The 12,946-nt window shown below is 51.4% G+C and carries 13 protein-coding genes; 6 read left to right on the top strand and 7 right to left on the bottom strand.

From position 1 onward, the window contains the following. Nucleotides 1-2: 2 nt before the first annotated feature. The 5 genes from hisD to ABJL60_RS18335 all read right to left on the bottom strand — a co-directional run bounded on the left by hisD (nt 3) and on the right by ABJL60_RS18335 (nt 4,648). Complete coding sequence (gene hisD, locus ABJL60_RS18355; RefSeq protein WP_348374255.1) at nt 3-1,310, bottom strand: histidinol dehydrogenase; 1,308 nt, start codon at nt 1,308-1,310, stop codon at nt 3-5. Between the two features lie 11 nt (nt 1,311-1,321). After that, a complete protein-coding gene (locus ABJL60_RS18350) occupies nt 1,322-2,650 on the bottom strand; it encodes a TRAP transporter large permease (protein WP_348374254.1) in 1,329 nt (442 codons plus the stop codon). A gap of 11 nt (nt 2,651-2,661) precedes the next feature. Next, nucleotides 2,662-3,174 (bottom strand): TRAP transporter small permease, encoded by a 513-nt coding sequence (locus tag ABJL60_RS18345; protein ID WP_348374253.1) that lies wholly within the window; start codon nt 3,172-3,174, stop codon nt 2,662-2,664. Between the two features lie 112 nt (nt 3,175-3,286). Further along, nucleotides 3,287-4,438, bottom strand: coding sequence for a TRAP transporter substrate-binding protein (locus ABJL60_RS18340; RefSeq protein WP_348287153.1), 1,152 nt, complete (start codon nt 4,436-4,438; stop codon nt 3,287-3,289). A gap of 24 nt (nt 4,439-4,462) precedes the next feature. Continuing rightward, on the bottom strand, nt 4,463-4,648 hold the full coding sequence (locus tag ABJL60_RS18335; protein ID WP_348287156.1) for a hypothetical protein: 186 nt from the start codon (nt 4,646-4,648) through the stop codon (nt 4,463-4,465). Nucleotides 4,649-4,785: 137 nt separating this feature from the next. On the opposite strand from ABJL60_RS18335, the gene ABJL60_RS18330 reads away from it, so the two are divergent. From ABJL60_RS18330 to ABJL60_RS18305, 6 genes are all read left to right on the top strand, one after another. Further along, a complete protein-coding gene (locus ABJL60_RS18330; RefSeq protein ID WP_348287159.1) occupies nt 4,786-5,802 on the top strand; it encodes a LacI family DNA-binding transcriptional regulator in 1,017 nt (338 codons plus the stop codon). A gap of 702 nt (nt 5,803-6,504) precedes the next feature. After that, a complete protein-coding gene (locus ABJL60_RS18325; RefSeq protein WP_348374252.1) occupies nt 6,505-6,939 on the top strand; it encodes a universal stress protein in 435 nt (144 codons plus the stop codon). 56 nt (nt 6,940-6,995) lie between these two features. Beyond that, nucleotides 6,996-8,498 carry an alanine/glycine:cation symporter family protein gene (locus ABJL60_RS18320; protein WP_348374251.1) on the top strand — a complete coding sequence of 501 codons (1,503 nt, stop codon included), beginning with the start codon at nt 6,996-6,998 and terminating at the stop codon, nt 8,496-8,498. A 432-nt stretch (nt 8,499-8,930) separates the two neighbouring features. Then, nucleotides 8,931-9,512 (top strand): hypothetical protein, encoded by a 582-nt coding sequence (locus tag ABJL60_RS18315; RefSeq protein WP_348374250.1) that lies wholly within the window; start codon nt 8,931-8,933, stop codon nt 9,510-9,512. Further along, on the top strand, nt 9,502-11,487 hold the full coding sequence (locus tag ABJL60_RS18310) for a hypothetical protein (RefSeq protein ID WP_348374249.1): 1,986 nt from the start codon (nt 9,502-9,504) through the stop codon (nt 11,485-11,487). The genes ABJL60_RS18315 and ABJL60_RS18310 overlap by 11 nt, the downstream gene beginning before the upstream one ends. 201 nt (nt 11,488-11,688) lie before the next feature. After that, entirely contained in the window at nt 11,689-12,285 is a 597-nt protein-coding gene (locus tag ABJL60_RS18305; RefSeq protein ID WP_348374248.1) for a site-specific integrase, read from the top strand. Between the two features lie 28 nt (nt 12,286-12,313). Here ABJL60_RS18305 and ABJL60_RS18300 read toward each other — a convergent pair whose 3' ends face one another. Both ABJL60_RS18300 and ABJL60_RS18295 read right to left on the bottom strand, forming a co-directional pair. Then, complete coding sequence (locus ABJL60_RS18300) at nt 12,314-12,640, bottom strand: type II toxin-antitoxin system RelE/ParE family toxin (protein WP_348374247.1); 327 nt, start codon at nt 12,638-12,640, stop codon at nt 12,314-12,316. After that, on the bottom strand, nt 12,637-12,891 hold the full coding sequence (locus ABJL60_RS18295; protein ID WP_348374246.1) for a type II toxin-antitoxin system ParD family antitoxin: 255 nt from the start codon (nt 12,889-12,891) through the stop codon (nt 12,637-12,639). Before ABJL60_RS18295 ends, ABJL60_RS18300 begins: the two co-directional genes overlap by 4 nt. Nucleotides 12,892-12,946 lie beyond the last annotated feature (55 nt).

Below are 12,946 nucleotides of genomic sequence, written 5' to 3'. Positions count from 1 at the left end.
CTTCACCCTTCGGCTGTCAGGTCAAAATTTTCGCCGGGGAAGTATTTGGCAAGGCGCACATCCGCGGCGCGCGCGTGTCCTTCCATCCCTTCAAGCCGTGAAATACGGGCCGTCGCAATCGCCACATCCTTAGAGGCCTCTTGCGTGGCGCGCTGCCATGTGACGATCTTCATGTACTTGTGCACGGAAAGGCCGCCCGTATATCCCGCAGCACCTGAAGTCGGCAACACGTGGTTGGTGCCCGACGCTTTGTCGCCGTAAGACACGGTGGTTTCTTCGCCCAAGAACAAAGAGCCATAGCAGGTCAGGTTTTCCAGCCACCAATCAAGGTCTTCGGCCATCACGGTCAAATGCTCTGGGGCGTATTCATCGCTGCATTTCGCCATGTCGACGCGGTCTTCGCACACGATGACTTCGGCATAATCGCGCCACGCCGCAAAGGCGTTGTCGCGGTTCAGCTGCGGCAAATCTTCGATCAAATCGGGCACCCGTGCCATGACGTCTTCGGCCAATGCGCGATCATCCGTGACCAGCCACACCGGAGAGTTGTAGCCATGTTCGGCTTGGCTGACCAAATCGGTTGCCACAATATGCGCATCGGCATGTTTGTCCGCCAAAATCAGGCTGTCCGTGGGGCCAGCAATCATGTCGATGCCGACACTGCCGAACAAGATGCGCTTGGCTTCGGCCACAAACTGATTGCCGGGACCGACGAGGATGTTGGCTTTTGGCAAACCGAATAACCCATAGGTCATAGCGGCGACGCCTTGCACGCCACCCATCGCCAAAATCTTGTCGGCACCGCAGATGTGCGCGGCATAGATGATGGCAGGGGCCACGCCAACATCGGGACGCGGTGGCGAACATGCAGTGATGTGTTTGCATCCCGCCACTTTCGCTGTGGTGACGGTCATAATAGCGCTTGCAATGTGGCTGTAGCGACCGCCGGGAACGTAACAGCCTGCCGCATCGACAGGGATCGCTTTTTGACCAGCCACATAGCCCGGTTTGATCTCCATCTCGACGTCGGCAACGGTGCTTTTTTGCAATTCGGCAAAGCGTTTGACGTTGTCATGGGCGAACTGGATATCAGCCTTCAACTTGTCCGGCACCAACGCGCCTGCGGCCTCGATTTCGGCTTGCGTTAGCAGAACATTGCCCGCGTAATTGTCGAACTTTGCGGCATACTCCATCGCTTTGGCGTCGCCACCCGCTTTGATGTCATCCAGAATTGAGACAACCGTATCGTGGACGTCGGATGCGCCGGACGCCGAAGTCAGGGTCGCCTTTTTGAGATATTCGCGTGTCATTTTGGGGGGTCCTACTTGTAGATATCTGGAAGCAAAGTCGTTGAAACGGCTGGCACATAGGCAATGAATAACACCACGACAAACATGCACAATACAAAGGGCACGGCGCGTGCGGCGATCTTCAGAATAGATTCGCCCGTAATGCCCGAGACAACAAAGAGGTTAAGGCCCAGTGGTGGCGTGATGAAACCCACACCAAGGGCAGTGATCATCATGATGCAGAACTGGATTTCATTCATGCCGATGTTTTCGGCCAAAGGCTGAAGGATGGGTGCCAGGATCACTATGTTGGGCGTGGTTTCCATCACACAACCTGCCGCGATCAGAATGCCGATCATAAGCAAGATCAGGATCCACGGCTCATTCGTGAGACCGGTGGCGGATGTTACAAAACCCTGCGGCACACCCATGATTGCCAGTGCTTCGGCCAAGGGGGCGGAAAAGGCGATAATTGGCAGAATGACACCGTTCACTTTGGCGGAACTGACCAACATCGCAGGAAAGTCTGCAAAGCTGAGCGTTCTGAGGATAAAGCCCATCAAAATGGTGACGACAACGGCTGTGGCGCCAGCTTCGGTCGGGGTCAAACGCCCCGAGAAGATGCCGTAAAAGATGATGCCGGGAACGATGAACGCATACCAACCGGATTTGAGCGAGCGGCCCAAATTGGTCAGCCATTCCATGAATGTCAGGTTGCCGCCGCCCTCATAGGCATAGATCCGGTTCACAACGAGGTTGGTGACCAGAATAGCAAAAAGGATGCACAGGCCGGGGATCAGCGCCGCAAGGAACAGCGTCGATGCTGAGACACCCAGCACAAGGCCGATAATGATATAGGCGATGGACGGCGGAATAAGGATGCCCGTGCAGGCCCCCGCCGCCACCAAAGCACAGGCATAGGGGCGCGGGTATCCGGCCTCGACCAGACGCGCGATTGTCATGCGACCCACGGCGGCAGCACCCGCCGCATCAGACCCTGAAATCGCGGCAAACATGCCGCAGACCAGAACCGTGGCAGACCCGAACCCGCCTTTGGTAAAGCATGTCAGTGCCTCGGCCACGTCAAGAAATTTCCGACTGAGCCCGGTTCGCACCAGCACATCGCCCGTCAGGATAAACAACGGGATCGCAGTTAACGCAAACGCGTCGATGCCGGTAAACAGGCGTTCGCCGACAAGGCTTAGCGGCAGGTCGCCGGACATCAACAACATCAAAATTGCCGAAGACCCAATGGCCGCCCAAACAGGCACCGCCATAGCAATCAGCGCTACAAAGAGGATCACAGGAACGTAGAAATCCCAGCCAAGTTCTACCGTCTGCTCAAGCGTATTCCACAGCATCGCGCAGGTCCTTAATCAAAGAGGGTGTCGCCCTCATAGACCGGCTTACCAGTCTTGAGGGAAATGAAGTCGCGGCGCAGCGATTGCAGCAAGCGCCAGATCATCAGGCCAAAACCTGTTGGCACCGCCATCAGGAACCAGACCTTCGAGATGCGCAAACCATCCGTCACAGATCCGAACTTCCACGACACATGTACCGATTCAAACGACCAATACAGCGCGATGGCAGCGACAATCATCATGACGATGTCGCCAAACATATAAAGCAGCGCTTTGGGGCGTTGGCCAAGATAATGCATGACCACATCAATGCGGATGTGCGCACGTTCCTTAACGGCCGCAGAGGCCCCGATCCACGCCAGATAAATAAAGGAATACCGCACGATTTCTTCGCCCCAAATGGACGAATAGGCGAATATCTCGCGGCGCAGCACTTCGACGGCCATTGTGATGACCAGCATCACGTAGAAGGTCAAAAGCAGCCAGCGTTCCGCGTTGTTATCAAATTTGCGCAGGAATTCCATAATCTGTCCATTCGGTTGTCATGCGAACAGAGGGCACATCCCGTGTGCGGACCGCTTTGCATGTCGAAGAGAAAGGGTGTCGGACGCCTGAAAAAGCGTCCGACGGGTTCGTTTACGCGTCGTGTACGTAGTATTTGCCTTGCGTACCCGCAGCTTCTTCCATCTGCGCAAAGGCGTCCATGGAACCGGCAAGCTCGACTTTGAACTTGTCCCATTCGGAACGCTGATAGCCACCGGCTGCTTTCCATTCGGCCAGTTGATCCTCAGATAGGCTGTGGAATTCGACGCCAGCTTTGGACAGCTCAGCCATGGCATGCGCCCGCGCAGATGGCACTTTGGCAAGGTTCTGGTGGCCGGACATCTCGGACGCCCACATGATCCCGTCCTGAACGTCAGCAGGCATGGAATTGAACCATTCGAGGTTACACGAATAAACCTGCGAATCCGGAACGGCCTGCGTGAACGTCACGTGGGACAGCATGTCTTTGAACCCAAAGACGTAAAGTGCGCCAACAGATGGATCAAGCGCATCAGCCACACCTTGCTGGATCGCAGAAGGCGTCTCACCCCATGCAACCGGCGTCGGGTTGGCGCCAACCATACGGTAGTACTGCTGCAACATGGCGGAACCCGGCACGCGGAATTTCACGCCGTCCAAGTCACCTGGTGTCAGTACGGCACCGTTGCCACCTTTACGAACCGCAACAACGCGCGGGTCGATGTTCACGTAGAACAAAGGCTTAAAGCCGTTCTGTTCGATCTTGGGTGTGACGTTGGTGTTCCAGAAGTCAGAGTTCACAAGGTTGGTGAAACGCTGATTGGAACCACAAAGGTAAGGCATGTTGATCAGATCAACTGTGGAGGCGAAAGGCGCAAAGTTGGACAGCGAATGCTGCGCGGCCTGAATGGTGCCACCCTGAACAGCCTGAACAAGCGCGCCGCCTGCACCCAACTGACCACCGGGGGCCAGTTTGACATAGACTTTGCCGTTTGTGGCGTTCTGGATGTTTTCTTTGAGATCCAGCTGCATGATCGGATAGCTGCGCGATGCACCCAGAACATAAGCTGTAGCGATGGTCATTGTGTGCTCTGCTGCGGCTTCGCGATCACGCTCTTCATTGGCTGATTGCGCTGCGGCCTCAGTCGACCAAAGCGTTCCTGCGGCACCTGCGACCAAGGCGGCGGTGAAGCCCGCAGTTGATGCAACTTTCAGAAAATTCCGGCGTTCTAGTGACGCAATCTCTTTGCGATCTTGATGATCCATTTGGATCTCCTCCCTTTGGGCTTGTTAACTGCCGTCGTTCTTCGAGCGGTCAGCTTCTTTTCTTAAAATGGCGACGACAAACAGAACCGTCGCACAAGACAGAACCAACATTTCCCCAACGTCTCCAAGAAACGCTGCATCGGCAAAAGCGCCCAAAGCCACGTTCGAAAAGAACACCGTGAATACAATAACTGCACCAATGAGAAACATGACGAGCCTCCCTGCTGTCTGGTTCTTGCTTCAGTGTAAGCGCTTACAAATGTGAATTGCAAGCGCTTACATCTTTTACAGCATCGATTGTTATCATACGTTGGAACCATCAGGATATTCCAAGGAACCCACTGTAAATGCACGTATCACCGCACATTCCCACGTTGGATGATGTCGCAAATGCTGCAGGCGTTTCGACGGCAACGGTGTCGCGTTGTTTGAATGAAAAGCAAAAAGTGTCACCCAAAACGCTGTCAAAAGTGATGGAGGCCGTCGAATCGCTTGGCTACACCCCGAACTTCAACGCGCGGGCCATGGCAGCAAAACAATCACATACAATTGGCGCAATTATCCCAACGATGGAGAACGCGATTTTCGCACGCGGGCTGCAAGCGTTTCAGGAAACACTGCTTGAGCAAGGGTACAATCTGCTCGTCTCTAGCAGCGCCTATCAACCGAAACTGGAAGCCCAGCAAATTCGGGAACTTGTGGCTCGTGGCGCCGATGGTCTGCTGTTGATCGGCTATGAACGGGACGAGGCCGTTTATGACTACCTTGCGCGACGAGGCATTCCCACTGTTCTGGCTTGGGCCTCTATGCCGGACAAAGGCCACGCCTCAGTCGGGTTTGACAACCGCGCGTCGATGCGGCTTTTGGCGGATCGTGTCATTGAAATGGGGCACCGCCGGATTGCTGTGATTTCTGGCATCACCGAAGGAAACGACCGCGCCGCCGGACGGTTGGCCGGCATCCAAGACAGCTGGCAGGCGCACGGTTTTGATCTGGCCGCCCTGCCCGTCATAGAAACCCCATATGAAACAGAAAACGGCGCGGCAGCTTTTGCCGAATTGATGCAAGCCCGTGAAAAACCAACAGTTGTAATGTGCGGAAACGATGTTTTGGCATCTGGGGCCATTTCCAAGGCGCGCGATCTGGATCTTGATGTACCCCGCGATGTTTCAGTGACCGGGTTCGACGATATCGAGTTGGCCAAACACGTTTTTCCGGCTCTTACCACTGTGCATGTGCCCCATCGTCAAATGGGTCGTATCGCAGCCCAAAGCTTGGTCGGATTGATTGAGAAACGATCTGAAAAAGTGACCCGCCAGCTGGACGTTTCTATCGTCATGCGGGCGTCGCTAATAAGTATATGAAGGCGTACCTCAACGCAGCCACGCCGGTGCAGTTAAATAGCAGACGTTGGTGATCGTTGGCCCCTGTAAAGCCTTACCCCCGCAAACAATCCAATCAATCTGATCTCCCACTGGCTTGTGCATTTTCAACAGTTGGGAGATCCCGGCCCAAAGGCATGACCGCCCTATCAAGCTGGGAGATGACGATTTTCCAACATTGCAAATATTGTGTAACTTAACGCCGCTACGCGAGCGTGTTTCCCCACTGACACAGAAAGAAGCCAACAGAATGCTCTGTTGATTTTTACATGGTGCCCTGGGGCGGAATCGAACCACCGACACGAGGATTTTAAATGCGCGTTACGGTAGGTTAAGCCGTTGATATTGTTGGGTTGAAACTGAGCTGTGCTAGATTTGAGCATGGACACGCGGATTGATGATTGGTTTTGCAATCGTCTGAATTTCTAGAGTTTTCAACATTGAGCGGCGTGTGAAGGGCCGCTCGTCAACCAATTTAGCCATCCGAGCGGTAACCGCCTGAGTGAGGTTCATCCTGGACCAAGATCCCGTGGGAGTCCGCCGTCACCACCTGAAATTTGGCTTTCTGACCAACACGGCTTGTCACGTTGCTAGTTTTGACCGAAGCTCAAACACAACATGTGCTACATTTCGACGATATTGTCGCTGCAGCACCTAACGACGTGAGATTTGAAAGGAATTGTTATGACAAATTCGGTCTTAGTTGCGGTCGATGGCAGTGACGGCGGCGCACGTGCACTCAACTATGCGAGAGAGCGAGCAAAACTGGGCGGCGCAAAACTAATTGTGACCTACGTCATCGAGTGGTCTCCATACTCATTTAATACTCCCGAAGAAAACGCTGAACGGCATAAGCGTCGCGAAGAAGAAATTGAACGGGCGACATCCGGTGTTGTTGAACCCGCCGCAGCACTGGTGGCTGGGGATGGCATCCAGTTTGAAACGGTTGTCCGGCACGGGCCACCCGCCGAAACCCTGATCAAACTGGCCGAGAAGTATGGCGTACAACAGATTGTTATCGGAAGACGCGGCCAGTCGGGTATAAAGTCTTTGTTGTTTGGGAGTGTCGCGAGCAACCTTGTCCAAACCTCGCCAGTGCCGGTTGTCGTTGTACCCTAAAACACGACACAATTTCCCCTATGGGGCCAAAACAATAATGAAAGAAGGGACATGCAATGACAAAATTCTTTGGAGCACTCACAGCTTTATTGCTTTTGTCACTTCCCGCACATGCGGGTTTTGACGAAACAATCAATGAAATTACAGCGCCAATCGCATCCGCGATCGGCAGTTTTGTATTCTTCAAGATCAACGTTTTTGGTGCAGGACTTCCGCTGGTCGTGCTGTGGCTTGTGATCGGAGCTGTATTTTTTACCTGCTATATGGGTTTTGTAAACGTCTCTGGCTTCAAACACGCCGTCCAATTGGTGCGTGGCGATTATGCCGATCCCGACAGCCCTGGCGAAGTGTCACATTTTCAAGCACTGGCCACCGCCGTTTCTGGTACGGTCGGTATTGGTAACATCGGTGGTGTGGCTGTCGCGGTGACCATTGGCGGAGCAGGAGCAACTTTCTGGCTGATTGTCGCAGGCTTCCTAGGAATGTCGACGAAGTTTGTGGAATGTACCTTGGGCGTGAAATATCGGAACGAAAATCTAGATGGATCGGTTTCTGGTGGCCCGATGTACTACATGAAGAAAGGCTTTGAAGAACGCGGCATGGGCGGCTTTGGCAAGTTCATGGGGACTTTCTATGCCGTCGGTATCTTCATTGGCGCCTTGGGCATCGGCAACATGTTCCAGTCCAACCAGGCCTATGTTCAGCTCAACACCGTCGCAGGTGGTGCGCTGGATGGTATGGGTTGGCTAGTTGGTTTGATCCTTGCTGCAGTTGTTTTTGCGGTCATCATCGGCGGGATTAAGTCCATAGCACGAGTGACAGAGAAAGTCGTACCATTCATGGCGATATTTTACTGCTTTTTCGCCATCGTCGTGATCCTGATGAACTTCACCTCAATCCCTGCCGCCATCGGTAATATCTTCTCCGGTGCCTTCACCGGTGCAGGCGTTCAAGGTGGTGCCATTGGTGCGCTGATCATCGGCTTCCAACGCGCTGTGTTTTCGAACGAGGCAGGTATCGGATCCGCGTCCATCGCCCACGCTGCGGTTAGAACGCCTGAGCCTGTGACAGAAGGTTATGTGTCACTACTGGAGCCGTTCATTGATACTATCGTCATCTGTACCATCACAGCACTGGTGATCGGGACAAGTCAGGTTGCTGATCCGAACTTTGCCGGCGATGCAACAGGTGTGGCTATGACGTCAGCGGCGTTTGAACGTCAGATTAGCTGGTTTCCACTGCCACTAGCATTTGGGGCTCTGCTCTTCGCCTTCTCGACCATGATTTCCTGGTCGTATTACGGGCTTAAAGGATGGACTTATCTGTTTGGCGAAGGCCAAATGGGGCAGACGATCTACAAGCTGATCTTCTGCGCGTTTGTTGCACTGGGTTGCATGGTGCAGCTTGGACCGATCTTGGATATCTCGGATGCATTAGTATTCCTAATCTGTGTGCCTAACATCCTAGGTCTGTATTTCCTTGCACCAATCGTGCGACGCGAAATGATCAGTTACAAGGCGCGTCTGGCCAGTGGTGAGATCAAGAAATATAACCACTAAGTGAACAGACCAGTAGCAGTATGTCTTAGGAAACGTACTGCTACTGTCAGGTGTGTAACAGCTGCATCAGAGAGAACGCTCGTCCTTGCAAGCAAGGCCCTAACAGAAATTCACGAGCAGCCGCTTTTGAGAACTGTGACCAAATCGAGGAATTTCTCACAACATAACAAAATACAAATTTTCCGCGCCTGTACCCTACCAACTTCAGATCCTTGGCAATCAGAGAACGATCGCTCTCCCCATCAGGTGGCAACATAACCAAAACAGCTCTCCGATAGGAAAGCGTTATGTTTCAGTCATTTGGCGGAGAACAGATGAAACAGGCAAAAGTGTTATCTTCTGAGGAGCTCAAGCGTGTGATGGCAATTTGCGTCACGATGCAGAACGGTAAGCGCAACAGGTTGATGCTCATGCTACAGTACGGAGAGCAGCTTGAAAGTAAGCGAAAAAACCGACCAAGTCGCAGTTGATGCCTTTTTACTTGCTACGGCTGATTTACTTCACACGCCCGCACGGGCGTTTGAACGTATGATGCGTGATCAGTTATCAAATGTTAACCTTAGTCCGGCAGGAACAACCGCACTTGATCGCGGAATTGCCAATGGTTCCTTCAAGTCTTTGGAATCAGCAAAAAATATGTTGATGCAACCGCTGGCCCAAGACAGCATGTTCTTAATATGGAAATCTAGCGCATTTCTTTGTGACGAAGGTCTAGAGATGGCAGGCTTAGCTCGACCAAATCAAAGCGCCGAGCTAAATAAAAACCAACTAGTAAAGATGGTGAGCAAAGGCATCGATTCATCTGAAGGTGTTGTCCAAAGAGTTAGCATAAGCGTTTCGAGGTACTTGCTTGCAATGGAAGTGTTCGAGTTGGTCCGAGTAGACAAGGTTAGAACCAACCTATTGAACATAGTTGCTCAACCAAACCTCGATGAGCTATTAAGGGCGTCTCTATCCGCCGCTGGCGAGATATTTTCCGACCAACTTATCGGAGAGAGGGGCAATGATGCATAATTTTCGTTCACTCGCACATCAGCTGAAGTCATCGTCGGTGCAGCAGACGCTTGATTTGCAAAACAAAAGACTAAATTCAACAGTCTTTCGTGGCTCATCCGAGCCTACAGCTGTTGATTTAGGCCAATGGCTTGCTCTAAAATTTAATTTTGAGAAAGCTATTGAGGCTCGTGCTTTCACCAGCGCCCAAACTCTAATATCAGGATTACCTCACGTCCAAGTTACAGCTGATAGTAAAAAGCACAAATTGCAAAGTGGACCTTCGTCATCCACAATTGAAACTCACGACCATGGTTTCAATTTCGCAAATGAAAGCACTTTTTCTCCTGAGATTGCGAGAGCAAATCATCGCGCTTCATTTCGTGGGATAGCTATAAGAGCACTAGGTATTATTGAAAGGTATTTTAGAGCTTTTGGACGGCACTTAATTGGGTTGTTGATAGCTCCACTTTTGTTTGTAGCAACATCAATTCCAGCAATAATTGCGTCTGTTGCCGTGAGCCTTTCTGTATTCATAACAGCCTATGGTCTAGCTTTGTCTCTTGGTGGAACCAGCGTACCGGAGGAAGCTAGCTTTGCCATCTCTAGCGTATTGGCAGGGCTACTGACATTAACGTTGTTTTTCGCATGGCAGACTTTTGGTTATCGCTTAGGCCGCAGAAAGCTACTGAGGCAAAGTCCAGTTTCGACTACCGCTAGTCTTCCGGTGCTTCTTGTGGCGATAGCATTGTCCACTATTTCATCGATGCTTTCTGTTGCCTCCCTCACCTTGGTTACGCATAGAGAACTGGTTCAACGGCATGTGAACTCAGATCTATTGCGACCAATTGAAGAGTTATCTAGAGACTTGGAACACACTGCATCGGCTGCAACAGCTGTATCTAGCTTTTCTGAGACAAGAGCTGCAGAAGAGTTAAGCGTTGGCGGAACGTGTGGCCCATCTATCCCGGGAAACGGTCCGATAGCAGACTTGCGTGCTAGTATAGCACTCGAGACTTTGTCTATTTCAAGGACGGCACGTCAACTATCCAATGAAGCTCAATCCTTGATTGTACGTGCTTCTTGGACGACGTCACAAAGAGAAATCAACTTAGTTTTCGATGGTGCCCAAAGGTTAGCACGAGCGGTTGAAAATGCCAGGATTCCGCAGCGGGCTCAGGTAATGAGAGCTGGTTATAGTGACAGCGGTTTTGTTCGTAATGGACGAACCTACGCTTGCCCAGATACGGCAATGATTGCCGTTTTGGATGAGCTGTTGGCCAAGGCTGGAAATATCAACGACATACCGCTTCAGGTGCCACAAGTTAGAACTGCCGGACTCTCAGATGCGCTTGCACTTAATCTTAAAGCGGTACCTGGATCAAATTTGCGTTCACCATCCAGCTTTTGGTTAACATCGGATTTCGTGCCTTCGTTAGTTTTTGTCATAATCTTCGAACTGATGATCGCATTCTCAGCATTCTGGTTCGGTAGTCGTCGTTCACTCCAGTTGAGCGGAAATCAACGTCAGAACTTGCACCGTTATAAATGGGTCCTGAACAACTTTCTTTTGGTAACCTCCGCTGGAACACGTCGGTCAGGAAATTCTATTGATGAGAACAACAAAAGAAAAACACCATACGGATATCTTCTACAACCGGAAGATGGGAATACTGCAGTAGCAAGTAATGTCCAATGGATCGCGAGTCACTATGGTTTAAACATCGATCCGAAGCGGCAGTGTTTTAAGCTAGACAATAGCTTTAAAGCTCCAAAGTTCTTTATTGAAAGATTGCGTTTTGCTAGCGGTGGAGCAGTACACTTTACAGCCTATCCAATTTTTAGTGCACAGGTTCTCTCTAATATTGAAAGGGACCGATCTGAGGCCACGGTCGTGTTAAGCGTCGATGATACGGCTTTACCGGAGTATTCGGGCCCAGAACTGCACGCAGAAGTTAACGTAACCGCATTCTCAAATAAGATTGGTGCGAAATGATGCCTGATCTGATCAAGGAGGTGATCTCTTCTCTTGTACAAAATCATATGCTGCTCAGCGTGAACTGGTTATCACAACATAACAAAATACAAATTTGCCGTGCCTATACCCTACCAACTTCAGATCCTTGGCAATCAGAAAACGGTCGCTCTCCCCATCAGATGGCAACATAACAAAACAGCTCTCCGATAGGAAAGCGTTATGTTTCAGTCATTTGGCGGAGAACAGATGAAACAGGCCAAAGTGTTATCTTCTGAGGAGCTCAAGCGCGTGATGGCGATTTGTGTCACGATACAAAACGGCAAGCGCAACAGGTTGATGCTCATGCTCTCACATTATGCTGGGATGCGTGTGGGCGAGATTGCCTCACTCAAATGGGCCGATCTGCTGGATCGTGAGTACAAGCCCAAGGCGATGTTCTACCTCAAGGCTGAGAACACCAAAGCCAAGGAAGCGCGTCAGGTGCATTTGAACGCCAAGCTGCAGAAGGAGCTGGCCTCCTATTGGGCGCAACTGAACCGATGGAAGAAGCCAGAACGCCCAGTGATCCAATCTCAGAAAGGTGGGCACTTTACGCCCAACAGCATGGTGCAGGCCTTTAAGCGTGTGTTTGATGCTGCTGGGATCGAGGATGCTTCCTCTCATAGTGGGCGGCGTTGGTTCATCACACAGATGGCACATGCTGGCGTATCACCCAAAGTGATAATGGAGCTTGCAGGTCACAAACAGCTGACCACAACCCAACGCTATATCGATGTCACTGATGAACAGAAACGAAGTGCGGTGGACCTGTTGTGAAAACTTGATTTAATCAAGTTTATGCCTGTCACGATGACCGGCTTTCTAGATGGGCAATCTTTGCCGGTAGATCACTCTTGGAATGCAAGAAATCCACAATGATGATCTCATCCTCATTTTCCAGGAACACAACGAAGTGCTGTCCTGCGCGAGTGAAACGCAGGCCAGCTTTGATGCTATCAACCAAAATCGTGCAGCTTTGGTGCGACGCTGATCCTCTGGCGATTTGTTCGCAGCGCGCAATAAGGTCTTCTTCATAAGCATCAGCTTGGCGCGGGCCAAAAGTCTCAAATGTCCAAATTGCAATTTCTGTCAGATGCTCTTCAGCTTGCTTTGTAAGGCGAAGTGACTTCAATTGGTTTTCGCCTTTGCAAAAGCGCGGCGGATAGCGTCAGCGCCGCTGCCCTCAGCAAGATCACCATTCAAAGCCTGGGTCACTCCATTCGCCAAACGAGCTGACAACTCTGTGACCTCTGCCTCTTCTCGTTCAAGTAAACGTAATCCAGCACGCATAGCCTCACTTGCATTCTGGTATCGACCTGAAGCAACCAGCCCAGCGACAACGGTCTCCTGATGATCCGTAAGTACGACGTTTTTCGTGGCCATTTTCTGCTCCTTTTGCTGTTGGCAATATATGCCATAAGGTTGCGTTTGTCTACGT

The organism is Ascidiaceihabitans sp., from assembly GCF_039986515.1.
In the GTDB taxonomy this organism is placed as follows: Bacteria; Pseudomonadota; Alphaproteobacteria; order Rhodobacterales; family Rhodobacteraceae; genus Ascidiaceihabitans.
This window is presented reverse-complemented; position numbering and strand designations above follow the sequence as displayed.